The organism is Buchananella sp. 103232, from assembly GCF_058725725.1.
The window spans coordinates 1-24,551 of sequence record NZ_JBZXJM010000018.1; the positions used below are offsets into that span (position 1 = coordinate 1).

Consider the following 24,551-nt stretch of genomic DNA (forward strand, 5'->3'; position numbering starts at 1 on the left):
TGTGACGCCTCGACGTACCCGCTTTGCCAGCCGATATTCACAAGCGCCCACGTAAGTCTACCGTGACAACGAGTCTCTTGGGACCCATAGACGTTTTTCGTGCGCCGCTTCATCCAGCGGGGAGGGCAGCACGGCCGTTGCCCGTGGCGTACGGGAGGGCGGCCAGCGTGCCACCCTGCGCTGCGGGCACGGCCTGCCCGGGCCCGCTCAGGGGCGCCTGGCCCCGCTGGCCCCGCTCGCCCTGCGCCGGCCCGCCCGGGCCGGGGACCATCGGGTCGGTGGAGTCCAGCAGCCCCTCCGGTCCGGCAGGTACCGGCGCGGTGAGGAGGGCGGCCAGCGGGGCAACGTCGTGCCCCCTGACCAGGTGTTCCAACACCTCCACGCAGGCGCCGGCGCTCGCATCGAGCGGCACGAAGGCATCGGCTAGGTCTGCGGCCCGGGCCTCATCCCCCGGCGCGCAGGCCAGCGCCACCTTCACGCCGGCCCGGTGCAGGGCGGTGACGGTGGCGCGGTCAACATTCTCCATCTCCAGACTGATCAGGGCGAGCTCGCCCAGGCCGGCCGACGAGCAGGCCAGCAGCTCCACCAGGTCGGCGCAGCGGCGCTCGACGTAGATGGGGCCGCTAGCTAGCTTGCGGACCAGTTCCTCCTCCAGCGCGCCCTCCAGGCACAGGAGCACCCCGAAGCTCTCAGTCACGGCGCCTACTCTCCCACCCCGGTCGGGACCAGGGTCAGGCCGCCGGGGGCGGAGATCGCGGCCAGCACGGTCTGCAGGCTTGCCTCGGGCACCACCAGTTCCACACTGTTTGCCGAGGGCAGGCGTCCCAGCCCGCCGCTGGCCTCCGGCAGGCGGGCGATCACTAGGCCGTCGGCCACCTTCTCCGGCTCCGTCTGCCGCTCGCGCAGGCTCGAGGTGCCCGTATCGGGCAGCTTCCACAGCTCCACCTGGCTACCCACCACTGCGGTCTGGGGCAGCTCGCCGCGCACCGGCACCATGACGCGGCGCAGCTGCAACTCCCCTGCGGCCGCGATCGCGTTGACGGAAAGGAGCTCACCGGCCTTGATGGAACGGCTGGCGATGGTGCCCTCCTCGAGGGTGCGCACGTAGCTGTCCTCGGCCTCGCCCAGGTTGACCGGGACGGACCTGACCATGTCCTGCGTGATCACCTTGCCCTGCTCCACGGTCTGGGTGAGCATCAGGAAGGAGGTCTTGCTGGTGGCCTTACCCACCACCACCGCCCCGAGCGCCACGGACGCGCACACCAGGAGGATCCCGATGATCAGGCGGGGGTCGGTCAGACGGGAGCGCCGCAAGCGGGCCGGGTTAGCTTTGTTCCGCACCCACACATATTGCCCTCTTTTGCGGGCAAAACGGGGCCAATCCACAGTGTCGTGTTTATCCACATTGCCTTGCGCGTGTGTGCACCAACTGGCACGAAATGACATGATTGGGGCATGACACGCAGGTTCTTCACGGTAGCTGACGTAGCCGAGCAGCTGGGGGTTTCCGTCTCCGCAGTACGCGCCATGCTCCACAGCGGGGAACTCCTTGGCATCCAGGTGGGTGGCAAGAACGTTTGGCGCATCGAGGACTCCGAGCTCGACGCCTACATCGAACGCGCCTACGCGGCAAACAAGGAGCGCATCGCCGCAGAGGGCTTCCGGGTGGGCTAGGCAAAACGCCCGCCCATGAGAAAGCGGCGCCTCGCGGCCGGGTTCGTCCCGGGGCGGGGCGCTACTTCTTGCCCACTCCTGCCGGGGCGGGGCGCTACTTCTTGCCCACGAACCACCGGCGCAGCTGCTCTATTCGCGCCTCGATCTGCTCGGTGGTCGCCTTGGCCACCTCCGGCCCGCCGCAGCGGCGGCGCAGGTCGGCGTGCACGTTGGCGTGCGGCTCCCCGGAGCGTTGCGCCCACGCGCTGACCAGGCGCTGCAGCTCCTTGCGGCGCTGGGCGCGCTGGCGGTGGTCGCTCACCCCGGCGTTGGAGTCGCGCAGCGCCGCGGCGGCGCGCTCGCGCTCCTGCTGGGCCAGCTGGGAGGCCTGGCGGTCGCGCAGCGCGGAGGTGAACTCGTCCATCTCCATGAAGCCAGGCAGCTCCAGGTAGGACTGCTCGGCCACCGATCCCACGGCCGCCTCGGTGCCGAACTCGCCGCCGGCAAAGAGCACGCGGTCAAAGGAGGCGTCGGCGTCCAGGGCCTCGAACTGGCCGAACAGGTCGTCGCTGGCGTTTTCCACCCGGTTGGCCTGGGCGATCAGCGCCTCCTCGGGGTGGAAGTCGCCCTCTTCCGCGCTCCCGGCGGGCTTGCCGAGCGCGTGGTCGCGTTCCACCTCCAGTTCGCCGGCCAGCTCCAGCAGCGGCGCCACGGAGGGCAGGAAGATGGAGGCGGTCTCGCCGCGCCGGCGGGCGCGCACGAACCGGCCCACGGCCTGCGCGAAGAACAGGGGGGTGGCGGTGTTGGTGGCGTACACGCCCACCGCCAGGCGCGGGATGTCCACGCCCTCGCTGACCATGCGCACTGCCACCAGCCAGCGGCTGCGGGAGGCGGAGTACTTGTCGATCTGCTCGGAGGCGCCGGAGTCGTCTGAGAGCACCACGGTGGGCGCCTCACCGCTGATCTGGCGCAGCAGGGCGGCGTAGGCGCGCGCGGCCTTCTGGTCGGTGGCGATCACCAGGGCGCCGGCGTCGGGCACGGAGCGGCGCACCTCGGTCAGGCGCTTGTCTGCGGCCTCCAGCACGGCGGTGATCCACTCGCCGCTGGGGTCCAGGGCGGTGCGCCAGGCCTGCTTGGTGAGGTCCTTGGTGAGGGGTTCGGCCCAGGCGGGCGGCGTATTCCTCCCCGGCGCGGGTACGCCAGGCCATCGTGCCGGAGTAGGCCAGGAAGAGCACTGGGCGCACCACGCCGTCGCGCAGCGCGTCGCCGTAGCCGTAGGAGTGGTCCGCCCGCGAGCGCAGCACGCCGTGCTCGTCCTCGACGTAGCGCACGAAGGGGATCTTGGACTCGTCCGAACGGAAGGGGGTGCCGGTCAGGGACAGGCGGCGGGTGGCCTTGCCGAAGGCCTCGCCGATGCCGTCTCCCCAGGAGCGGGCGTCGCCGCCGTGGTGGATCTCGTCCAGGATCACCATGGTGGGGGCGGAGGCGGTGCGGCGGCGGTGGACGGCGGGGTTGGAGGCCACCTGGGCGTAGGTGACGGCCACGCCGTGGTAGTGGCTGCCCTCTTCCTCTTGCGCGTTGGCGAAGGCGGGGTCCAGGCGGATGCCCACGCGGGCGGCGGCGTCGGCCCACTGCACCTTCAGGTGCTCGGTGGGGCAGACCACCACGACGCGCTTGACGGTGCCGCGCGCCAGCTGCTCCACGGCCACGCGCAGCGCGAAGGTGGTCTTGCCCGCGCCCGGGGTGGCCACGGCCAGGAAGTCCTGCGGGTCGGCGGCCAGGTATCTTCTCTAGGGCGGCGGCCTGCCAGGCGCGCAGGGAGCCGGCCGTTCCCCACGCGGCGCGCGCCGGGAAGGACGGGGAGAGTTGGGAGGCGGCGTGCACCGAGGCGCTGGCCGGGTTGGGGGCGCCGCTGCGGGAGGCGGGCGTGCGTGCCGGCGCCCCGCCTGGGGTGGCGCCCGCCGCGTTGCTGCTGGAGGTGGCCGACGTTGCCGCCGCGCCGCCCCGATCAGCGGACGGGTGCGTTTCCTCGCCCGGGGAGGTGGTGGGGCGCGGCCAGGCGGGTTGGGCTGTTGGCGGGGCGGTTGCGGGCAGCGCGGACCCCGGCCCGAACAAAGCGAGCTGGTCCTCGGCCCCGGCGGGGGCGGTGCTCACTAGCGCTTGCCGCCCCAGTTGAAGGGCCAGCGCGCTCCCCCACCGCCACCGGTGAGCTCCTGCATGATCTGCTTGCAGGTGGGGCAGACCGGGTAGTTCTTGGGGTCGCGACCGGGCACCCACACCTTGCCGCACAGGGCGACTACGGGGGCGCCGCTGATCGCGGAGGCGGCCACCTTGTCCTTGCGGACGTAGTGGGCAAAGCGGTCGCCGTCGCCGTCTGAGGACTCCGGCTGGGTGGCCGTCTCCTCGCGCTCGAGCACGCCTACAGAGGTCTCGCCCTCGGTCTCGGTTGCTAGCACAGGAGTTCGCATGCCCACCAGTCTATGCCGCGCTGGAAGCGGCGGCGCGGCGGGCGGGCGTGAGATTCTTCCCGCGCCGGGAACGGGTGTGCCCCCGCTGGGGAGATTCCCTAGCGGGGGCACAACACCGGCCTGCTTAGTCCCCGCGCGCTGGGGGACGGCGCTAAGCGGCCTGGATCAGACCAGCCCGGAGGCCTTGGCGACCTCGCGGTAGTAGTCGGCCAGCTCCAGCTTGGAGCCGGCGGCCTCGTCCACGATGACCAGGGCGTCGGGGTGGTGCTGCATGATCGTGGCCGGCCACTTGGCGCTCACGCCGCCCTCGACCAGCTGACGGATCGCCTCCGCCTTGCCGGCACCCTGGGCGACCAGCACGAGCTTCTTGGCGCTCATGATGGTGGCCAGGCCTTGGGTGAGGCAGTGGGTGGGCACCTTGTCCAGGTCGCCGTCGAAGAAGCGGGCGTTGTCCTGGCGGGTCTGGGCGGTCAGCACACCCAGGTGGGTGCGGGAGGCCAGGGAGCCGCCGGGCTCGTTGAAGGCGATGTGGCCGTCGGAGCCGATGCCCAGGATCTGCAGGTCCACGCCGCCGGCGGCCGCGATCTTGGCCTCGTAGTCTGCGCAGGCCGCCTCCAGGTCCTCGGCGTTGCCGTCCGGGCCGTGCACGGCCTCCGGGCGCAGGTCCACCTTGGAGGCGATCTCGTTGTGGATCACGTTGCGGTAGCGCTCCGGGTGGTCCGGGTCGATTCCCACGTACTCGTCCAGCATGAACGCGGTGGCCTGGGCGAAGGAGATCTGGCCGGCCTGGTAGCGCTTGATCAGCTCCGCGTAGGTGGACAGCGGGCTAGAGCCCGTGGCCAGGCCGATCACTGCGTTGGGCTTGGCCTCCAGCAGCTTCTGGTACTGGTCCGCAGCCAGCGCACCGATCGTTGCATCGTCGGGAACAATTACGACGTCCATGGCGTACTCCTCCTTGCGACCTCCGTGGTCGCCCCAGTCAACTTTAGGCCATTGCGGGCCCGATTCGGCCCGACCAGGGTCCCGCTCCTGTCCCCGGTCGGGCCTGCGCGGCGCCGCCTAGTGCTTGGGCCAGGAGCGCATCTTGGTCAGGAAGGCGACCTGGTTCTTGGCCAGGCCGGCGGCGCCGATGGCCGCGCCGGCCAGCGCCACCAGGATCCCGTAGACCACGGTCCCGGCGCCCAGCAGGCTCTGCCCCACCAGTGTGTCTGGGGTGAACAGGGAGGCGATCACGATGGGGATGGACAAGACGCCCATCAGGGCAAAGACCACCAGTTGCACCACCAGGGTCAGGCCGCCCGCGCCCATGCCGGCGTTGTTGAAGGGTGAGGCCCCGGGCGGCGGGACGGGGTAGATGAAGTGGCCGGCCACGCCGTATGCCATGCCCATCATGGCCAGCGAGATCCCGACGTTTCCGCCCACGAATGCGGCTCCGTCCACCCCGAGGCCCAGCCGCCACGCCCCCAGCAGGGAGATGACCAGGACCAGCGGCAGGTAGCCGATGACGGAGGCCAGGAAGCGGCCCCGGATCTCCGCGCGCGGGCTGACTCCCGCAGAGATGTGGCTCCAGTAGGCGGTGGAGTCGTAGGCGATGTCTGCATGCACGGACTGCAGCACGAACGCGATGAAGAAGGTCAGGAAGGTGGGCAACGAGCTGAAGGCGAGGCCCACTCCCCCGCCGTCCCCAAAGGACTTCGATCCGCTCTCGATGATCACGGGGGCGGCCGCGATCATGAGGGCGCTGAATCCGACCATCAGGACCGGCAGGGAGAGCCAGCGCGGGTCGCGGTACTTGTAGCGCAGGGAGCGTTCGGCGATGACGGCGGTGACGGGGTCGATGCCGGGCAGCTTGGCCAGCGCGTCGGCTAGCGCCCAGCTCCGCTTGGCCGTGCTGGACGACGCTCCACCCACCGCAGCGTTCTGACCGGCCTGCGGCGTGGCGGGCGCCTGGTCCACCGGGGTGTCCAGGTGGCGCTGGACTGCGGCGAGGTCCGCCTGTGCGCGCCCGAGCGGGGCACCGAGCATGGCGGAGGGCAGCAGGCGCAGCCAGGCCCACCACAGCAGCGCGGTGGTGACCGCAGCGATGGCCACCTGGGCCACGGCCGCGCCTATGGCGCCCGTGGCCAGGGAGCCGGGAGCGGCCAAGCCGGCCCCGAAGGGGGTCCAGGCCAGGACTGTGGCGACCTTGATCAGCAGCCCGCCAGAGATGTTCTCCATCAGCCCGGGCAGCACGAAGCCGATGCCCATGAGCGGGACCAGCAGGACCATTAGCACCATCGTGTTGCGGTCGCGTCCCTTGCGGGAGCGCCCGGCCCCGGCGAAGAAGGTCGTGCTGACGCGGGCCAGCAGCCAGCTGGTCAGCGTCGCCAGTGGCCAAATGACTGCCGCCAGGGCGATCGCCTCCGGCTGAGCGGCCCGGGCCCAGGTCAGGATGGGCAGGCCCAGGATCAGAGCGGTGATCAGGCCGGGGATGCCCATGCCGCCGGCCAGCAGGAGCCCCAGGGCGAACCTGGGGGTGGCGGAGGTGTAGGGGGCAAAGTTTCGCGGGTCAAGCGTGTTGTCCACGCCCGAAGCCAGCAGCGGGACGGTGGCCCAGCCAAACACGATCGCCCCGCCCACCAACGTCAGCGCGGTGTGGGCAACGTGGACGGACTCATCGCCGACGAAGAACGCCGCCATGAACATTAATACGAGCCAGAACAGCCCGTACAGCCCGCCCAGGATCGCCAGGACCATGCGCATGGTGCTCTGGGAGAGCATGCCTGCCAGCAGGCGGAACCTCAGTTTGACGAGGGTCGCAACCACGTCAGCTCCTCCTGCTTGCCGTTTCCGCCCACCAAGGAGGCGAAGCGGTCATCTAGGGACATGCCGGCGGCAACGTCGGCCGTGGTACCGGCGGCCATGATCTGGCCGCGGTGGACGATTGCCACGTGGGTGCACAGCGCCTCCACGGTGGCCATGACGTGGCTGGAGAGCACGACGGTGCCGCCCTGGGCGGTGAAGTGCTGCAGCATGGTGCGAATGCCGGCGGCGGAGACGGGGTCTACCGCCTCGAAGGGCTCGTCGAGCACCAGCACGTCGGGCGAGTGCACCAGGGCGCAGGCCAGGGAGACCTTCTTGGTCATGCCGGCGCTGTAGTCGCCCACCTGCTTGCCGGCGGCCTCCTCCAGCCCGAGCACGCGCAGCAGCTGCTCGGTGCGCTCAGCGATGAGGTGAGGCGGCATGCCGCGCAGGCGCCCCACGTAGGTGATCAGGTCGCGACCGCTCAGGCGGTCGAACAGGCGCATGCCGTCGGGCAGCACGCCCAGCTTGCGCTTGGCCTCCTCGGGGCGGCCCCACACGTCCACGCCGTGCACGGTCACCACGCCACCGTCGGGCTGCAGCAGCCCGGTGGCCATGTTCAGGGTGGTGGTCTTGCCGGCGCCGTTGGGGCCAACCACGCCGTAGAAGGAGCCGGCGGGGATGTCCAGGCTCAGGCCCGCCACGGCGACGTTCTGCCCAAAGATCTTCACCAGGCCCCGCATGCTCAGCGCAGCCTGCGGGTCCACCGGGGGCAGCTGGCTCGGGGGCACCGCCTGGGCGGGGATGGCCACCGGGGGCGGCAGCTGCGGGGAACCCGGAGCGGCCTGCGGGGCGAACTGCGGGGCGAACTGAGCGCCACCTTGCGTCGCCATCGCCTGGGCGGGCGCTCCTTGCGGGGCGAACTGCGGGGCCGCCTGGCCAGGCGCGTTCTGAGCCGCCTGCGGGTAGCCCTGCGGCGCACCCGCAAAAGCGGGCGCTCCTTGCGGCGCGACTGGGGGCTGGTTGGAGGGCTGAGGGATACCAGAACTCATGCTCAAAACCATATGGTTAGCCGCGCTAGCCGCGCTTCCTTCCAGGGGCGGAAACGCCAGCGGCGGCCCGGTCCTCCCCGCGGACGAATAGAGCAGGTGGGCACCGGGTTGAACCCGGTGCCCACCTGCTCTTCCTGCTTCAGCGCTACCTCAGTGTCGCGCCCCTGCAGATGCTCCCCTTGCGGGGAGAGGTCACTTGGCGATGGCCTTCTTCAGGGTGGAGCCAGCGGAGACCTTCACGCCGAAGCCAGCGGGGATCTTGATCTCCTCGCCGGTGCGCGGGTTGCGGCCGGTGCGGGCGGCGCGGGCCACGCGCTCGATGGACAGCAGACCGGTGATCTTGACCGGCTCGCCCTTGGACAGGGACTCGATGACGACCTCCTGGAAGGCGGCGATGGCGGCGTCAGCCTGGGCCTTGGTCAGGTCGGTGCGCTCGGCGATGGCGGCAATCAGCTCAGTGCGGTTGACGGACATGTCAATCCTCTCGTCTGTGGTTCGGTAATTACCGCGAAGCGTCGCGGCCCGTTGTGGCTTGACACTACGCAATGAAGCGCGTGGAGACCACGATTTGAGGGGAATTTCCGGCATCTAAGCGGGAAAAGTAACACCCCCAAGCCCTCATTCTGACACCGCACACCTCAGACGTCAGAACGATGTGGGTATTGCGTCCCTGGCGCTCGGACTTTTCCGCACCCTGCCAGCGAAAAGACAGGGCACCCTTGCCTCACCGCTCGGGGCGGAAGATCTCCGTGGACGTGCCCAGCTCCGGGCCCACCCCGCCGGCGCGACGCCACGCCTCCCGGTCGTCGCGCGGCTGGTTCGGGTCCCGCCCGGTCACCACCTCGTCAGCCCCGAAGGGAGCAACGCCCTGCTGGTCGCCCACCTCGTCCAGGTCCGTGCGCAGCAGGTGCATGGCGGCGTCGGCGCGCACCAGCGCCTCGCACATCGCCTCCGCGCCCTCCTGCATGCCCTCGGTGGGGACAAAAACGCCGTCGTGCAGATGGGTGGGAGCGAAGGGAATCATCACCTGCTCGCGCACCACCATCATCTGCATGGCCACCAGCACCGGTGTGAGGGACTCGGCCGCCCGCACGCCCCCGGACATGGTGGCGCCGTAGGAGACCACACTGACCGGCTTGAACGCCCACTCCCGTGCCAGGTAGTCGATGGCGTTCTTCAGGATCGCCGGGTAGCCGCGGTTGTACTCCGGCATGACCACGATGAAGGCGTCCAGCGCGTCGATCCGCTTGGACCACTCCACGGTGTGCGGGTTGACGTAGCGGCGCAGGCGGGGCAGCTCCGGCTCGTCGAACAGCGGGAGGTTAACCTCCTTCAGGTTGATCCGCTCCACCTGGAAGGCGCCACAGCGCCTAGCCACCGCCTCGATCCAGTCAGCGATCGGGTCGCCGTGCCTGCGCGCCGACGCCGCCGCGTTAATGATCCCGAGCCTGATCATTGAGGGTCCTTTCCCTGGGAAGCGGCCTGCCGGGCCGGGCTGCACTGCCCGGCCTCTCTGTAGCGACCGACGATCTGCGCCTAGCCTACGCTGCCAACAGCCCGCCCCCAATGAGGCGTTAATTCTTGGCGGCCCAGTACTCGCGCTCCAGGATGCCCATCAGCACCTGGTCGTGGTAGGCGCCGGCGTGGAACACCGCCTCGCGACGCACGCCCTCGCGCACGAAGCCGCAGCGCTCGTAGGCGCGCAGCGCGGAATCGTTGTACGCCCACACAGTCAACTCGATCTTGTGCAGGCCCAGCTCCTCAAACCCGTAGGCCAGCATCAGGCGCGTGGCCGCCGAGCCGTAGCCCAGCCCCACGTGCTCCGGGCCAATGATGATCGCAAACGTGCCCGTGCGCGTCACCGGCCCGATCCCCCACATGGTCACGTGCCCCACCAGGGTGTCGCCCACCATCACCGAAAAGCCGACGCTCGAGGTAGTGGCATTCGAGCTCCACTGCCGAAACTGCTCCACGATCGCGGACAGCGGGCGCGGCTTGACCACGTCCTGCTGCAACACCGCCCAATCCGGGCGCTGCCACCACTGCGCCAAGGTCACGAAGTGCTCCTCCGTGCTGGGCACCAGTCGCACGTGGCCCGCCTGCATCAGGGCGCTCCCGTAGGCGCGAGCGGACTGGCCGTCGCGGATCTCGACACTCTCCATGTGGGTCTTCCCTTCTGGGCTTGCCGCCGGCGGTGGGCGGACGCTGATGGGCGGGCGGGCGGCGGTGGGCGGACGGTGATGGGCGGGCGGTGGCCGTGTGCCTCTAAAAGTAGCGGTAGGCGCGGTCATATGCGGCGAAGAACTCCCCCGCGCCCTTATACGGGTCCGGGTGCGCACCGCGCTCGAAGGCGTAAGAGTCCAGGCCCCGAGCCGGGATCCCGTGCACCGTGAAGCGCAGCGCCTTCCAGGCGCGCACGTACTCGCGCGTCCCCCGGGCCGAAGACAGGCGCTCCAGCAGCGCCGGATCAAAGCGCAGCTTGTGCCGGGCCGCCACCTCGAACCAGGCGGTGGCGGCCGCGAGCGCGTCGGCCCGATTCAGCATCGCGCGGACCGGAAGCCAGGCCATCGGGGCGACTCCTTCCTGCGGCAGGGGCTCGGACAGTGGGCGGATTGCGGGGCGGGCGCGCTGCTGGGGCGGCGGGCGGGGCGTCGTCCCTCGCAACAGGCGCCTAGCCGGGCGACCCACCGCTCGGGGCGGCGGGCTGGGCGTCGTCCCTCGCAACAGGCGCCTAGCCGGGCGACCCACCGCTCGGGGCGGCGGGCGGGGCTTCGTCCCTAATTGTGGCGGATCGGCAGGCGTAGCACGGTCCTGAGGCGATCGGGCCCCGCGCTCCTGGCGTCGCTCAGGTAAATCTCGTGGTGCAGGCGGGTGGGCGAGTAGTCAAGCGCGAAACCCTGCTCGAGCGCGAAGGCGCGCATGGCGGCGACCGTGGCGGGCTCGTCGTCGAAGGCGCCGGTGTGCATGCACTGGACACACAGGCCCTCGTCGTAGCGGAAGAACTCCACGGTGGAGAAGTCCCGGTCCTTCTTGCTCGCGGCCTCCCGGACCGCCCAGTCGAAGTCCGCGTCGGTGACAAAGTCCGGCAGGCGGATCGCCAGGATCCACTTGAGGGCGTCCTTGCGGGTCAGGTCCAGCTCCGCCACGCCGTCCTGCCACCAAAACCCCTCCAGCGGAGGGACCACGAAGTCGAAGAACCAATCAATCTGGCGCGGGCCCTGCCTCGACATCTTGATCGCGAAAACCACGTGGTAGAGCAGCTCGATCGCCAACTGAAAGCGTCCGCTCGGGTCCATCGGGGCGCCGTGCCCGCGCACCGCCGCGAAGTTCATGGGCGGCACGGTGACGACGCCGGGCGTGGTCTTGGGCGAATAGAGCTCCGGGAATTCCTGCTTGAAATCGAAGGCCACGGCTCCCCCCTCTCTCCTATGTGCGCAGCCTATCGGGTGTCGAGGGGGCGGGGGCGGGGAATCGACCGTTGGCCCGGGAGCGGGAGCGGGAGGGAGCGCTAACGGGAGCGGGAGGGCGTGCTAGCGGGGCCGGTGGGAGCGGCGCGCGGACCGGGTGGGGCGGGTGCTAGCGGACCTGGCGGGGCGGGTGCTAGTGGACCGGGCGGGGCAGTGCGCGGAATGGAGCGGCGCGAGGTGCGCTAACGCGCGCGCTTACTCATGCGCGCGGGCGCGCGGTCTTCTTGGGGGAGGGAAGATCGTCGTGCACCGCGGCCACCAGCCTGGCCACCACGGCTGAATCCTCGACGTCCACCAAGATCATCGGCTTTCCGCCCTCGTAGGGCAGCTCCATTCGCGCATCCGGCAGCAACTCCAGGGCGGTTTTCGTGGGCTTGAGCATAAAGCGGTCGTCGTAGATGCCACCGACCACCTTCCCGCGCAGGTAGATGACGTACTCCCCCATCATCCTGCGGTGAGCGACGCCGTCCAGACCCCTGAGTAGGTCCAGCACGTAGTCCAGGTATTCCTTGGTAGACGACACTTTGGGCCTCCCTGGGTCGGTCGCCTTGGAGGAGCGACACCGTTTAGGGACCATTGTGCGCTTCGAGCGGGGACTCCCGTGGGAAAACCGGGCGGGCCGGAGTGGCACCGAGCGTACAAGCGTACGGCCGGGGTACATCCGACCGATCGGGAGCGCGACACCAAGCGGTCGGATGTACCCCGTTGCAGCATTTGCGAGCTTGGGGGCGCGAGGATGGGCTCGGGATAGCGCCGCAAGCCCCGTTGGTGTTCAGCCGCCCCTACGGGGCGACTTTCAAGGAAAAGACAAGCACTCCCACATCGCGCATTTTGAGGGAGCGTGTTTTCCGCTTGATTCTGCGCAATTTCCGACCGCCGGACGCTGCTTCCCCCCGAACCTATCTCCGCGACTCCCTTGCCGCGCTGACGCCGCAGGACGACAAAAAGATGGATGACGAGCCAGACTCTCCGCTCCCCCGCCGTTCGCGCATGAAGAGTTCTTCGCGCCCCAACACCGGCACCGGCACCGGCACCGGCAGTCAGCCATAGCGTGATTGAAGCTCAGCTCGGAGATCGCGGAAATAGCGAGCTTGATAGGTCACCAGGAATCGTTTAGCAACCCACCTCGGAAATAGCCTGCGGCGAAGCTGCACGGTTTCTACGAAGGTGACATGACATCCGCCTTTTCCCTTTGATTCAAAGGTTCCACGCCATACACCAGTCAGAGTTGGCGAATCCATTTGAAACTCCCAGAGTAGAGGCTCTTCGAGGCGCGTGGTACAAAACCGTATGGGCTTCCCCTTCTTGGGGGTCTCAATAAATCGCTGTTTGTCAACAACCTTGCATGCTGATAGATCACTGCGCCATTGCCAACGCTTCAGGTTGGTAACCACCTGCCAAACCTGCTTCGGAGTATAGGGAAGCTCTTCTTCCCAAACGACGATTACTTCACCCATTTTCTCCGCCAAGGTTCGTCACCATTCTCGTACAAAAGATGATAGTTGTTATGGCAAAGGACGGCAGCAACCACAATGAGCACCTAGTCCACGTCGACCCCGAAGCCAATCGCGACCTTCAAAGTGCCCAGCCCCCGAGCAGGGGCCAGCACCTCCGGTTTGGTGCGGCGAATGATCGGGGCGAACTCAACAGACACGGACGCATTCTATTGGGGGTGCAGTAGGGCTGCGCTGGCCGGCAAGGCGCGCGGCGGGGAGGGACGCCAGGCGGGGCGTCGTCTCCCTTAATCGTGGCGGACCGGCAGGCGCAGCCTATTGTCGGGCGAAACTCGCCTCCCACAGGGCGTTAATAGGCATCGCCCACAAGCGCTCCCCGAAAGGCATGACCTCGCTACCCGTGTAGAGCACGATCCCGGCGATGAAGCGCTTGCCGGCAAGACTGCGCAACTGTTTGAGTCCCTTGAAGTGCTTTGCGCCAAGAGTGGCCTGTGCTTTGACTTCTACGCCGACGATCTCACGAGCGCGATTTTCTAGAACGATGTCAACCTCGTGGTCCCCGTTGCCGCTGTCGCGCCAGTGGTTCACCGTGAAGTCCACCTCTGACCAGCCCCGCTGCTTAAGCAGTTCCCCTACAACGAATGCCTCGACAAGCCCTCCGGTGAGTGAACTCGAAATGTCATGCTCAAGGCCGCGCAGGTCTACGCCCGCCAGATGGGCAGCAACACCCGGGTCGGCTACATAAACCTTCGGCTTTGCCACCGCCCGTTTGGAAAGGTTGTGCCCCCAGGCAGGAATCCGATGGATCAGGAACACGTCTTCCAACGCCTGAACGTACGACGGGACACTGCGAGCAGGCAGGTCCAGCGCCTGGCCATACCTCTGATTGACGAACTCCGAGGCGTTCTCGGCAGCAATCAAACTCATCAACGGTCGCAGCCTGTCATGGAAGCGAATCCCACTGACGTCGCCGACGTCCTTGGAAAGTACCCTCTCTAGGTAGGCGTCAATCCAACGTCGCCCAGCTCGCGGCTGCATGCCCTGCAACTCGGGATAGCAGCTCGACATTGCCAACTCTAGGTATTCGGCACGGGACAACTCCTCTGCGTGGAGCGAGGGCCCCAGAGCGGGCAATGCCCAAGCGAACGCAGCGAAGTCCTCCACTCGCCCTCTGAGCTCGCCCTGGCTCAGGCCATGCAACAGAATCGTCTGCGCTCGTCCAGCCAAGCTCTCCTGGCTTCCGCTGGCGGTGAGCAGATTCGCCGAGCCTGTGAGGATGAACCTCCCCGCGCTCCGCTTGCGGTCTACGGACAGCTTGATCGAAAGGAGCAGGTCCGGTGCCCGCTGGGCCTCATCGATAGCGAGCACACCCTCAGGGAACTGATCGACGAAACCTTCCGGATCAGAAATCGCAGATTCGCGAGCAACCATACTGTCCAGATTCACCAGTCTGTGTTGCTGGTGCTCGAGCAGCATCTGCATCAAGGTGCTCTTTCCAACCTGTCTCGCACCACTGATGACCACGACGGGAGCATGCTCGATCACTTCCTGCGCCACAGGAAGCAGATTCCGCTTGATCAAGCCATTTTCCACACCGCCATGTTAGTACGAGTTGCCGTTCTACGACAGTTGACTTGCCGTTCTACGAGGGTCGAGTTGCCGTTCTGCGTGGGTCCCGCTCATCTCTCGGGAACGGATGGACCACCAGTGGAGTGCACCGAGGCTCACCCCGCCCCGCCTGCCTCCTGCGCCAGCTATGGGACGAAGCCCTGATTGCCGACACTTCGAGCCAATGCAGAGAGCAGATTCCTTAGCTTCACCGGGTCGGGTAGGCGCCCGATCAAACGGGGCAGATCAGCTTCAACGATCTGATCCACGTACCCCTGGTTGACGACCTCAGCGGCCTCATCGGCTAGTTCCAGCGAACCCGGCCAGCCACCAACCGCAATCACGCTCGCAAGCTCCGGAACCGGCAAAGCCGCGCCCACGCCCGCAACTTCCTGGCCAGACATGAGAGACGCAAAAGAAACTGCCCCGAGGAGCGCTCCAGCTCAAAGACCGAAAGCGGGCGCATCCTCAAACGCACAAAACGCCCAGGCCCGGAATGGCGACGAGGATCGTCGTCCGGAGTGGAGCTTCCCGTCAGAATGAACTGACCCTTTCCCGGGGAACGATTGTCCACCTGGAACCGGACCTCGTTCCAAAGCTGGGGAGCAAGCTACCACTCGTCCAGCAACTTGCGGAGATTCGATCCAGTAACTTTCGCCAGTTTGATCCCTCAGCTTTCGGATAAGGGGTTGCGGAGGCCGGGATAAGACGCCCGCGTTGGACGGCGACGCGCAGGCCTGCAGGCACACGACGGCTCTGGCGCCCGCCCGCTCTGGCCAACCCGAATCCTGCACTGCACATCCGGCACCGTGCATCTCAGACTGGGCGACGGTACGGGCCGGCGGGCGACTCCTCGTTCTGCGAGAGTCGAGTTGCCGTTTCGCAAGCGGCGTGAAAAAGCGGTGGCCTAGGGTGCGACACCCGCGCGGAGCCCGCTATCGAGGCACGACGCCCTTGAGTGCCTGCCGTTCCTGATCATCCCTGGCGAAGTCGATCTATGAAGCCGCCGATATCCTCCACCAGGCCAGGGCGAGCTCCCGACAATGGAACTTCGGCGTTGATCGCCTCGGACAGTGCGGCGAGCACCACCTCGACAAGCACAGCCGCGTTGGGGATCCCCCACCGCTCACCCTCAGCTATCAGGTCAGAGCCCGTCACCGACTCATGCCGGTACACGCCGTTCACCGCCAACGCCAGTTCCCCATCGGTGGGCAGGTGAGCCTGAGGGACCATATCGTAGGCGGGAGCCAGCCGACAGGTGCCGTCCGGCGGATGAAGGACTGACACGTTCTTGGCATGCATATCAAGGTTCCCGACGGCAACCGCCACCACAAGCTGCCTGTATAGGGTCTCCACCATCTGGATGCCACCCGCACCGCGAAAGGCTCGAGCCAGACGCTCCAGGGAAACCACCCCACCCTCTCGCTGGTACTTCTGCACGCCGGAAGCCCCCAGCACCTGGTTGCCGTCCTCCTGGTGCACACGACCTTGAGGGGCCAGCGGGTCGCGGTCGTAACGTTCGATCACCACGGCCGGGATCCCCTCGAATTCCTCGACCCATGTGGCGTAACTAGTCAATCCAACGGCTCGCGCCAGCCTGGCTCCATATTCCTCGTCGTAGATGAGCGTCGGATAGCGGGCGTGGAAGGGCTTTAGAATATGGGTTGACGGCGCCCCGTCGACCACTCGACTCCACCCGCCATCATTCCTGCGAGCCAAGACGATCTTGTCCTGGACGCCGGCCAGCGACGTCTTTCCTCCGATGGGTTTGTTCCCTAGCGGCTCCTCCGATACTGCTGCCAGCATGCGAGCCACACCGCCTTGATCCACGGGCTCATACCGAGGACTCTTGGGCTCGCCGGGCACCTGCGGGTCCCAGATCTGTAAAGCTCCTGCCACGTCGCGCCCGAACTGGCGGAGCAGGCCAATAACGTCGTGCTCCTGCACACCGCTGATCTGCGCCAGTCGCGTTCGCATCCGCCCCTCGGGCAGCAACTCAGCGAAGAAGTTGCGACGGATGGATGCCCGCGAACGAGTCGACCGAACCTGCAGGGGAACGGACAGCGACATCACCGTCGAATCAAGCCCGAAGCGGGAGGCAGCGGCAGGATCAGGAACCAAGTCGAAGGTGCGCCAGTCTCCGCGCAGCACACCGATCCGCTGACCATAAAGCTCAACGACTAGGTCACCCACGATGGTCAACCTCGCCTTGAACAGCTCCCTCATCAGAGGGGACGTTGATGGTGGCAGTCAGTTCCATGCCGGTTGCCTGCATGGCCGCAAACAAACGGTCCATGATGATAGACGGCTTGCCAGCCTCCAGCTCCCAGACGTACTTCTGAGTAGTACCCAGCTGGTTTGCCAGCTCGCGCTGCGTCAGCCCAGCCACCAAACGAGCCTGCTGCAACATGCGCCCAAGCGACTCCGGCCCCGTGACCTTGCCCTGGTACTGCATCCAGCCCCCCATCTCGCTGTTGTTAACCACACGAGGCTTGACGTCGATATTGAAGTCATCGTAGGCGACTTCAATATCGACGTCAAAGGACTCGGTGCCCCCGCCACACGTATCGCCCCTCATCCATCAGCGCACAACAGGGTTAATGCTCAAAAAGTGTGTATGAAGTGGGGACTTTTCCTTACTGGCCGTAGGTAAAAGTCGGGGTGCACAAGCTCTGAGAGCATGTGCGGTGTCTGGTGTTAGCAATCGTCCTCGTTGTGGTGTATGCGATCGCAAGTGCGTGAAGAACGGTCGGTCCAAGACCGGCAAGATGCGTTAGCGCTGCCTGGGCTGTAACGCCTCGCTGAGCGTCAAGCGTGTGGACAAGACGGCCTTGATGGAATTCGGCCTCTTCCTGCAGTGGGTATGGGGCAAGCAAGACGCCCGCAGCCTGGCTGCCGCCAGGGGCTGGTCTCTAGCCACATTTCGCCGTCGTTTGGCATGGTGCTGGCAGGTTGAAGTACTACCTCCCAAGCCCACCGGGCAGGTCCATGACTGAGGGTGTCAGATTGTTTGTGTAAGTGGTCGATCTTCGAAAGGTTGATTGACTATGACTGTGACCGAGACTGACGAGCGGGGTCAGGGTCCTGGTAAGACCACTGGTAGTGGGATCCCTGATGGGCTGGTTGACCAGCTCATGGCAGCGGCTGGTGAGCGTGGTACTGAACTGACCGGGCCGGGCGGGTTCCTGCCCGAGTTGATCAAGGCAGTACTAGAGCGTGGCATGCAGGCCGAGCTTAGTGAGCACCTGGGCTATGACAAACACGACCCCATCGGGCGCGGTAGCGGCAACTCGCGTAACGGGACTTCGAAGAAGACCGTAAAGAACCGAGATCGGCCCCATCACGCTGGACAAGCCACGGGATCGGGCAGGCAGTTTCGTCTCCCGCCTGGTGCCTACCGGACAGCGCCGCCTGGGCGGACTGGATGACATGATCATCTCCCTGTACGCCGGGGGCATGACCATCCGCGAGCATCTATCACCACCTGGCTGAACCGTCCTGGGTTTGGTTCCGGTGGTCAGCCTGAAAGGATTGACCTATGCCGAAGCGTTTCTCCCCAGAGTTCAAGTCGCGTGCTGTTCGTCTTGTCAGCGACCGTCTGGCATCGGAGCAGACAGTCTCCCTCACCAGTGTTCTACGCGAGGTAGCCGTCAATCTCGGGGTGGGGTATGAGACGATGCGCCGCTGGTATCGCGATCCCAGCCTGAGACAGGATCTTGAACATGCCCCACTAGAAGCCGAGGTGGCCCGCCTGCGGCGAGAAAACGCTCAGCTCCGCCAGGTCAACGAGATCCTGAAGGCAGCCTCGGCTTTTTTCGCCAAAGAACTCGACCCCCGGTACCCGAAATGATCGCTTTCATCGACGCGGGCCGGGCCAGGTTCGGCGTTGAACGCATCTGCAAAGTTCTATCCGAACACCGCCAAGGCGGCTTCATCACTGCCCGAGGGTATCGCAAGGCCAAGAACCGTACGCCCTCTCGGCGCTGCTTGCGAGATGCCGCTTTGATCCCCGTCATCGAGCGCATCCACCGAGAGAACTACTCGGTGTACGGGGTGCGCAAGATGTGGCATGCCCTCAAACGCGAAGGCTACGACGTAGGGCGCGATCAAGTAGCCAGGCTGATGAGACTTGCCGGGCTCAGGGGCGTTGTACGTGGACGCAAGGCAGTAACAACCAGGAGCGCTCCTGGGACCGATACACGCCCAGATCTGGTTGAACGCCACTTCGCACGCAGTGCCCCTAACCAGTTGTGGGTGGCCGACATTACGTACGTTCGCACCCGCAGCGGGTTCGTTTACACCGCCTTCGTAACAGATGCCTTCAGCCGCAAGATCGCTGGCTGGGCAGTGAGTAACACACTCAACGCCCAGGCTCTACCCCTGCAAGCCCTGGAACAAGCTATCGCTACTGCCAAGGGCAGTGTCGAGGGATTGGTCCACCACAGCGATCACGGCAGCCAGTACGTCTGTGTCGCCTACCATGAACGCCTGGTCGAAGCAGGAATTGATGCCTCTACCACCACGGAAGGAGAATGCTTGCGACAACGCACTGGCCGAAACTGTCAACGGCTTGTACAAGAGCGAGTTGATCTACTCCCAGCACTGGGCCGGACTGACCGAAGTCGAATGGGCGACCCTATGCTGGGTGAACTGGTGGAACAACACCCGCCTGCACAGCGAACTGGGCTATGCCACACCCCAAGAAACCGAAGACCGCTACTACCAACACCACACCCACCAAATGAGCACCGCCTAGGAACCAAACCCAGGACGGTTCACTCAACGCGCAGGGCGTGCGCACCACTCGCGGGTACCGCTTCACGCCGAAGAATCTGAACAAGATCCTGAAGAACCGCGCCTACATCGGCGAGTACTCCTATGGCGGCTATGTCATTGAGGACGGTATGCCTCGCCTCGTCGAGGACGACGTGTTTGAGGAAGTGCAACGCAGGTTCGCGATCAACAAGCGTCGCGGCGCGAAGACGAAGGCTGAGCTCGCGGCGCAAGGCGACGACGCTCCCGACTACTGGCTCACTGGCCACGCCTACTGCCTCACGTGCGGCGGGCCGATGGAAGGCGTCTCGGGCACCTCGAAGACCGGGCGGAAGTACCGCTACTACTACTGCCTCAATCAGAGGAAGAAGCAGTGCACGGCGAAGACGGTGCGCAAGGACGAGATCGAGGCACGCGTCGAGGAGATCGTGGAATCTTTCCTCGCCGAGCCCGATATGCTCGCCTCACTCGCTGTGGACCTCGCCGACCACTACAAGCAGACACACGGGCGCGGCGACGAGATCCTCAAGGCACTTGAAGCCCGTCGGACAGACGTGGAGGCCAAGCTCGCCAACTTCGTCAAGGCGATCTCCCAGGGCATCTTCAACTCGATAACCGCCGACGCCATGAACGCGCTAGAGGCCCAGAAGACCGATCGGGAGCGCGACACCAAGCGGTCGCATGTACCCCGTTGCAGCATTTGCGAGCTTGGGGGGCGGGGATGCTCTCGGGATAGCGCCGGAAGCCCCGCTGGTGTTCAGCCGCCCCTACGGGGCGACTTTCAACAAGCTGCAATTGCCTCGGGTGAGCGCAGCTTGTGTTTAGGCGCCCTGACGGTCGCCTTTCAACCAACTGCCTAGGCTCGGGATAGCGCGCCATGGTGTTTAGCCGCCCCTGCGGGGCGACTATCAACAAGCTGCAATTGCCTCGGGTGAGCACAGCTCACCCGAGAGTTTGTGTGCGCTCCCCCGCGCCGCCGCGTGCCAGCACGCGCGGCCGGAGAGCGCACACAAACGCCGAGTGGGGAGCATTTCTGCTCCCCACTCGGCGCAATTGCTTGTGGAGCTGCGGGGAATCGAACCCCGGTCCGACGGTGCGCGCCCAGGACTTCTCCGGGTGCAGTTCGCTAGCGAGTTTCTCAGCCCCGGTGTCTCACGCGAACAAGGACACCGACGGGCTCAGTTACCTAAAAGTCCCGCCCGCCCCAGTAACGAGGGTGGGCAGCAGTGGCTCCCTAGACGACGCCAGGATCCGGGACGGGAGCACGCCCGGACTGACGGACTTCGAGGCTCGCTCAGGCGGCGAGGGCGAAGTCGGTGCGAGTGTTATCGGCACCTATTGGTTTACACGGAGCGTTGAAGAGATGACCGTGCATCCTCTACCCGCTTCCCCTGGTACGACAACCGTCGTCGAAACCGATCAGCCCCTATGTAGTTTTTCCCGACCAAAGCCGGACAAACCATTCTACCGACCGGGCCGCCGCGCGTCCAGAGCACCAATTTGGCCGACGCCCCGCCAGCCGCCCGGCTGGAATGCCGTTCACGCGGCCCGCCTTCAGTTCCGGGGCCAGACAGAACGGCCCACCCATCTGCCCAGGCGACCCGCTCGCCGGCCCTCAGCGCTTGCGGAACTGGGCCATCGCGCGCCGGGCCTCGCGCTCGTCCTGCTTCTCCCGCAGGGCTTGGCGCTTGTCCCAGTCCTGCTTACCGCGGGCAAGGGCGATCTCAACCTTGGCGCGGCCGCCAATGAAGTAGAGCTCTAGTGGCACCACGGTGTACCCCTTGGCCTGCACGGCCTGGCCCAGCTTGCGGATCTCGTCCTTGTGCAGCAGTAGCTTGCGCTTGCGGCGCGGTGCGTGGTTGGTCCAGGTGCCCTGGGCGTACTCGGAGATGTGGGCGCCCTGCAGCCAGGCTTCGCCCCGGTCGATCTCCACCCAGCCGTCCACCAGTGAGGCCCTACCTTGCCGCAGGGCCTTGACTTCGGTCCCGGTCAAGCTCAGGCCCGCCTCGTAGCGGCCCTCGATGTGGTACTCGTGGCTGGCTTTCTTGTTACGCGCGATCACCTTTTTGGCCACGGCCTCGGCCTTCGCGCGCTCAGCGGCCGTCATCTTCTTGCTGTTCACGTCTCTTCTCCTAAATCGACCTCCCAGCATATCGGCCCGGGCGGCGCGATTCCACGGGGACGGTTCGCTTGCGGCGGCGCCCCGGCCCCCGGCGACCTAGCCCCAGCCCCGGCCCAACCCCCGGCCCTCACCCCAGGCGCCCCGGCCCGGGCGCCCGGTCTCCGGCCCGGCAGCCGCCGCGCAGGCTCAGTAGTAGCCCAGCGGGTCGGTGGTGGCGCCGTTCTTCCAGATCTCGAAGTGCAGGTGGCAGCCGCTGGAGCGGCCGGTGGTGCCGACGTAGCCGATCAGGTCGCCCCGGTTGACGTACTGCCCGCCGCCCACGGTGGAGGACTCCAGGTGCAGGTAGCCGGAGTTGTAGTTGTTGCCGCCGATATTGCCGTGGTGGATGTAGACCATGTTGCCGCCACCGGCGTCGTAGTAAACGTCGAAGGTGACTCCGGCCTCGATGGCGTACACGGGCTGGCCGCATGGAGAGCCCAGGTCCACGCCGTCGTGGAACTTCGGGTAGCCCAGGATGGGGTGGATGCGCCAGCCGTATCCGGAGGTGACCTCGGGGTTGCCGTCTACCGGGTAGCGGAACAGTCCGCTCCCACCGTAACCGCCGGTGCCCCCGGACCCTCCGGTGCCTGCGCCGCCGGAGGCGGGCGGGGCGGCGTTGTTCTGCGCCGCCGCAGCGGCTGCTGCAGCTGCGGCTTCTTCCGCGTCTAGCTGGGCGATGCGGGCGGCGCGCTGCTCGTAGGCTTGGTCGGCCTCGGCTAGCTGGGCCTCGATGGTGGATTTTTGCCCATTGAGCTGAGTGGTCAGGGCGGCCTGTTCGGCCTGTGCCGTTTCCACCTCCTGGAGCTTCTGGGCGGCCACGGCTTCCTTGTCCTCGGCGTCGGCCAGGGCGGCCGCCGCCTGCTGCTCCAGGTCGGCCACTTGGCCGCTGACCAGTTCCTGCCGGTTTTCGCGGCTCTCGTTCTGGGTGACTTCAGCGGACATCGCGTCCACGCTGCGCAACCGGGAGCGGGTGATCACGTCGGCCGCCACGGCCTTGTCGGCGAATTCCTGCGGGGTGGTGGCGGTCAGGGCGATCTCCAGCGGGCTGGTGCTGAGCTCGCCCCGGTAGGCACGCTTGGCCAGGTCGGCCAGCACCGCACGGTCCTGCTCAATCCGTTCCTCGCCCGCCGCGATCTCTTGGGTGATCGAGTCCTTTTCCGCCCGCGCCTGGGTGAGGCGGTCGGTGAGCTGGGCGTGGTCGCGCCGGGCGGCCTCCGCCGCGTCCTGCGCGTCCTCTAGTTCCTTGCGCAGCACCGGCAGCTGGGCGTTCAGGTCGCTGAGGCGCACGATCGCGTCGGCGATCTCCGCGTCGATGCCGCTCAGGGAGTTGCGCAGGGCGGCGCGGTCCTTGTCCGCTTGCTCCTGGGCGGCGGCCAGGTCGTCGCGCTCGTCGGACACGGCCGGCCAGGCGACGGTGAACAGGGCACCGAGGGCCAGGACCAGCACCGCGATCAGTGCCGCCCACCGCTTAGGTCCCCAGCTGCGCACGGCTTAGGCCTTCACTTCCCGGTTGAGGGAGATCATGGACACCCCGACGGCCAGCAGCAGCGCCCCGCCCAGCAGCCAGGGGGCCATCATGGCCACGTCGCGGGCGTCCACGAACCGCATGGTGGTGAAGGAGCCGCCCAGCCAGGAGTTGATGTAGAAGCGCACCGTCACCCAGAGGGTGCCTACCGATACGGCGGCGCCTACCAGCACGGAGAAGGCGACCTCCAGGAGGAAGGGCACCTGGATGAACCAGCGGGAGGCGCCCACCAGGCGCAGGATCTCCACGTCCTTTTGGCGGGAGATGGAGGAGAGCTTGATGGTGGTGGCGATCAGGATGGCGGCGGCCAGCCCCATCGCGGCGGCCAGGGCGATGGAGACGCCCTGGGCGCGGGAGAGCACGTTGAGGAGGGGGTCAACCACGGCCTTTTGGTCGCGCACCTGGAACACGCCGTCGCGCCCCACCAGCTCCTCTGCCACCACGCGGTATTCGCGCGGGTCGATCAGGGAGATGCGGAAGCTGACGGGCAGGGCCTCCTTGTCGCCGAACTGGGCCAGGTCGGTGCCCTTGAACATGCGCTGGAAGTTCGCGAAGGCCTCGTCCTTGTCCTCGAATTCCACGTTCGCCACGTAGGGCTTCATCGCGTCGGAGGCCAGGAAGGCGGCCACGGCGTCGATCTGTTCCTGGGTGGCCTCGCCGTGGGTGCAGGTGTCGGCCTGATCGCCCGGGGCGCACATGAACGCGGTGATCTCCACCTTGTCGAACCAGGAGTCGCGCATGTAGCCGGTCTGCAGGTTGAGCAGCAGGGCGGCGCCGGCGAAGAGCGAGGAGACCAGGGTGACCAGCATGAGGCCAACGGCCATGGCCTTGTTGGCCCACAGGCCCTGGAAGGTGTGGGCGATGATTACGCGCAGTCGCATATCGGTTCCTCCTAGTGCTTCGAGCCGAAGACGCCGCGGGCCTGGTCGCGCACAACCTTGCCCTGCTCCAACTCGATGACGCGCTTGCGGAACTGGTCCACCATCTTGCCGTCGTGGGTCGCCATCACCACCGTTGTGTTGGCGCGGTTGATTTTGTCTAGCAGGCGCATGATCCCAACGGAGGTGGCGTGGTCCAGGTTGCCAGTGGGCTCGTCTGCCAGGAGCACTGCCGGGCGGTTGATGATGGCACGCGCGATGGCAACGCGCTGCTGCTCACCACCGGAGAGCTCGTGGGGAAGGCGGTTTTGTTTGCCCTCCAGGCCCACGGTTTCCAGCACCTCGGGCACGCGCGTCAGCACCTCGTGGCGCGGCGCACCGACCACCTGTAGTGCGATAGCTACGTTGTCGAAGACGCTCTTCTTCTCCAGCAGCTTGAAGTCCTGGAACACGGTGCCCACGGTGCGGCGCAGATGGGGCAGCCGCCAAACGGACAAGCTGGCCACGTCCTTGCCCTGCACGTATACCTTGCCCGCGCTGGCCAGTTCGTCGCGCAGCACCAAACGCATGAAGGTGGACTTGCCGGAGCCGGAGGCACCGACCAGGAAGACGAAGTCCCCGCGCTCGATCTCGATGTTCACGCCGTTGAGCGCCGGGGCGGCCCCCGGTTTATAGACCTTGGTTACGTTCTCAAAACGGATCACGGGATCCCCTCCTGCCTGGCTGTGGCC

23 protein-coding genes, 1 other RNA gene and 4 pseudogenes are annotated in these 24,551 nt (G+C 66.6%); 5 read left to right on the plus strand and 23 right to left on the minus strand.

Annotation, left to right across the window (positions count from 1 at the left end; all coding sequences use genetic code 11):
- Nucleotides 1-109: 109 nt before the first annotated feature.
- The gene (locus tag AC4PWQ_RS02815) at nt 110-697 is read right to left on the minus strand and encodes a hypothetical protein (protein WP_492089723.1); all 588 of its coding nucleotides are present in this window, start codon (nt 695-697) and stop codon (nt 110-112) included.
- Nucleotides 698-702: 5 nt separating this feature from the next.
- Entirely contained in the window at nt 703-1,341 is a 639-nt protein-coding gene (locus tag AC4PWQ_RS02820) for a hypothetical protein (protein WP_371152554.1), read from the minus strand.
- A 114-nt stretch (nt 1,342-1,455) separates the two neighbouring features.
- On the opposite strand from AC4PWQ_RS02820, the gene AC4PWQ_RS02825 reads away from it, so the two are divergent.
- Nucleotides 1,456-1,674, plus strand: a complete 219-nt coding sequence (locus AC4PWQ_RS02825) for a helix-turn-helix domain-containing protein (protein ID WP_371152555.1) — start codon at nt 1,456-1,458, stop codon at nt 1,672-1,674.
- Between the two features lie 94 nt (nt 1,675-1,768).
- On the opposite strand, the pseudogene AC4PWQ_RS02830 reads toward AC4PWQ_RS02825, so the two are convergent.
- The 16 genes and pseudogenes from AC4PWQ_RS02830 to AC4PWQ_RS02905 all read right to left on the minus strand — a co-directional run bounded on the left by AC4PWQ_RS02830 (nt 1,769) and on the right by AC4PWQ_RS02905 (nt 17,061).
- Nucleotides 1,769-3,537 (minus strand): annotated as a pseudogene (locus AC4PWQ_RS02830) (DEAD/DEAH box helicase).
- A gap of 269 nt (nt 3,538-3,806) precedes the next feature.
- Complete coding sequence (locus tag AC4PWQ_RS02835) at nt 3,807-4,121, minus strand: DUF3039 domain-containing protein (RefSeq protein WP_371152556.1); 315 nt, start codon at nt 4,119-4,121, stop codon at nt 3,807-3,809.
- A gap of 165 nt (nt 4,122-4,286) precedes the next feature.
- Entirely contained in the window at nt 4,287-5,063 is a 777-nt protein-coding gene (gene nagB, locus AC4PWQ_RS02840) for a glucosamine-6-phosphate deaminase (RefSeq protein ID WP_371152557.1), read from the minus strand.
- 117 nt (nt 5,064-5,180) lie between these two features.
- Nucleotides 5,181-6,926 carry a hypothetical protein gene (locus AC4PWQ_RS02845; RefSeq protein ID WP_492089724.1) on the minus strand — a complete coding sequence of 582 codons (1,746 nt, stop codon included), beginning with the start codon at nt 6,924-6,926 and terminating at the stop codon, nt 5,181-5,183.
- On the minus strand, nt 6,902-7,645 hold the full coding sequence (locus AC4PWQ_RS02850) for an ABC transporter ATP-binding protein (RefSeq protein ID WP_371152981.1): 744 nt from the start codon (nt 7,643-7,645) through the stop codon (nt 6,902-6,904). Before AC4PWQ_RS02850 ends, AC4PWQ_RS02845 begins: the two co-directional genes overlap by 25 nt.
- A 501-nt stretch (nt 7,646-8,146) precedes the next feature.
- Nucleotides 8,147-8,428, minus strand: a complete 282-nt coding sequence (locus tag AC4PWQ_RS02855; protein WP_371152559.1) for an HU family DNA-binding protein — start codon at nt 8,426-8,428, stop codon at nt 8,147-8,149.
- 250 nt (nt 8,429-8,678) lie between these two features.
- The gene (locus tag AC4PWQ_RS02860; RefSeq protein ID WP_371152560.1) at nt 8,679-9,410 is read right to left on the minus strand and encodes an NADPH-dependent FMN reductase; all 732 of its coding nucleotides are present in this window, start codon (nt 9,408-9,410) and stop codon (nt 8,679-8,681) included.
- 118 nt (nt 9,411-9,528) lie between these two features.
- Nucleotides 9,529-10,116 (minus strand): GNAT family N-acetyltransferase, encoded by a 588-nt coding sequence (locus tag AC4PWQ_RS02865; RefSeq protein WP_492089725.1) that lies wholly within the window; start codon nt 10,114-10,116, stop codon nt 9,529-9,531.
- Between the two features lie 103 nt (nt 10,117-10,219).
- Nucleotides 10,220-10,522 carry a hypothetical protein gene (locus tag AC4PWQ_RS02870; RefSeq protein WP_371163753.1) on the minus strand — a complete coding sequence of 101 codons (303 nt, stop codon included), beginning with the start codon at nt 10,520-10,522 and terminating at the stop codon, nt 10,220-10,222.
- 209 nt (nt 10,523-10,731) lie between these two features.
- On the minus strand, nt 10,732-11,364 hold the full coding sequence (locus AC4PWQ_RS02875; protein WP_371152563.1) for a GyrI-like domain-containing protein: 633 nt from the start codon (nt 11,362-11,364) through the stop codon (nt 10,732-10,734).
- 256 nt (nt 11,365-11,620) lie between these two features.
- Nucleotides 11,621-11,944, minus strand: coding sequence for a TfoX/Sxy family protein (locus tag AC4PWQ_RS02880; protein ID WP_371152564.1), 324 nt, complete (start codon nt 11,942-11,944; stop codon nt 11,621-11,623).
- A 517-nt stretch (nt 11,945-12,461) separates the two neighbouring features.
- Nucleotides 12,462-12,878 (minus strand): SRPBCC family protein, encoded by a 417-nt coding sequence (locus AC4PWQ_RS02885; RefSeq protein WP_492089726.1) that lies wholly within the window; start codon nt 12,876-12,878, stop codon nt 12,462-12,464.
- Between the two features lie 312 nt (nt 12,879-13,190).
- The gene (locus AC4PWQ_RS02890) at nt 13,191-14,468 is read right to left on the minus strand and encodes an ATP-binding protein (RefSeq protein ID WP_492089727.1); all 1,278 of its coding nucleotides are present in this window, start codon (nt 14,466-14,468) and stop codon (nt 13,191-13,193) included.
- A 161-nt stretch (nt 14,469-14,629) separates the two neighbouring features.
- On the minus strand, nt 14,630-14,887 hold the full coding sequence (locus AC4PWQ_RS02895; protein ID WP_492089728.1) for a DUF8612 domain-containing protein: 258 nt from the start codon (nt 14,885-14,887) through the stop codon (nt 14,630-14,632).
- Nucleotides 14,888-15,458: 571 nt separating this feature from the next.
- Nucleotides 15,459-16,709: a type II toxin-antitoxin system HipA family toxin gene (locus tag AC4PWQ_RS02900; RefSeq protein ID WP_492089729.1), complete on the minus strand. Its 1,251-nt coding sequence runs from the start codon at nt 16,707-16,709 to the stop codon at nt 15,459-15,461.
- On the minus strand, nt 16,669-17,061 hold the full coding sequence (locus tag AC4PWQ_RS02905; protein ID WP_492089730.1) for a helix-turn-helix domain-containing protein: 393 nt from the start codon (nt 17,059-17,061) through the stop codon (nt 16,669-16,671). Before AC4PWQ_RS02905 ends, AC4PWQ_RS02900 begins: the two co-directional genes overlap by 41 nt.
- A 469-nt stretch (nt 17,062-17,530) precedes the next feature.
- Here AC4PWQ_RS02905 and AC4PWQ_RS02910 point away from each other — a divergent pair.
- From AC4PWQ_RS02910 to AC4PWQ_RS02925, 4 genes and pseudogenes are all read left to right on the plus strand, one after another.
- Nucleotides 17,531-17,954 (plus strand): annotated as a pseudogene (locus AC4PWQ_RS02910) (transposase); the annotation flags it as partial.
- Nucleotides 17,955-18,021: 67 nt separating this feature from the next.
- Nucleotides 18,022-19,239 (plus strand): annotated as a pseudogene (locus AC4PWQ_RS02915) (IS3 family transposase).
- A gap of 34 nt (nt 19,240-19,273) precedes the next feature.
- Nucleotides 19,274-19,426 (plus strand): annotated as a pseudogene (locus AC4PWQ_RS02920) (recombinase family protein); the annotation flags it as partial.
- Entirely contained in the window at nt 19,424-20,116 is a 693-nt protein-coding gene (locus tag AC4PWQ_RS02925; RefSeq protein ID WP_492089741.1) for a recombinase zinc ribbon domain-containing protein, read from the plus strand. The pseudogene AC4PWQ_RS02920 and the gene AC4PWQ_RS02925, both read left to right, overlap by 3 nt.
- Nucleotides 20,117-20,313: 197 nt before the next feature.
- Here the strand turns inward: AC4PWQ_RS02925 and ssrA are convergent.
- The 5 genes from ssrA to ftsE all read right to left on the minus strand — a co-directional run bounded on the left by ssrA (nt 20,314) and on the right by ftsE (nt 24,524).
- Nucleotides 20,314-20,683, minus strand: a transfer-messenger RNA (tmRNA) gene (gene ssrA, locus AC4PWQ_RS02930).
- Between the two features lie 188 nt (nt 20,684-20,871).
- Nucleotides 20,872-21,363 carry an SsrA-binding protein SmpB gene (smpB, locus tag AC4PWQ_RS02935; RefSeq protein ID WP_492089742.1) on the minus strand — a complete coding sequence of 164 codons (492 nt, stop codon included), beginning with the start codon at nt 21,361-21,363 and terminating at the stop codon, nt 20,872-20,874.
- Between the two features lie 201 nt (nt 21,364-21,564).
- Complete coding sequence (locus AC4PWQ_RS02940; RefSeq protein ID WP_492089731.1) at nt 21,565-22,905, minus strand: peptidoglycan DD-metalloendopeptidase family protein; 1,341 nt, start codon at nt 22,903-22,905, stop codon at nt 21,565-21,567.
- Nucleotides 22,906-22,908: 3 nt separating this feature from the next.
- Nucleotides 22,909-23,823 carry a permease-like cell division protein FtsX gene (gene ftsX, locus AC4PWQ_RS02945; RefSeq protein WP_371173897.1) on the minus strand — a complete coding sequence of 305 codons (915 nt, stop codon included), beginning with the start codon at nt 23,821-23,823 and terminating at the stop codon, nt 22,909-22,911.
- 11 nt (nt 23,824-23,834) lie between these two features.
- Entirely contained in the window at nt 23,835-24,524 is a 690-nt protein-coding gene (gene ftsE / locus AC4PWQ_RS02950; protein ID WP_371152575.1) for a cell division ATP-binding protein FtsE, read from the minus strand.
- Nucleotides 24,525-24,551: the final 27 nt, after the last annotated feature.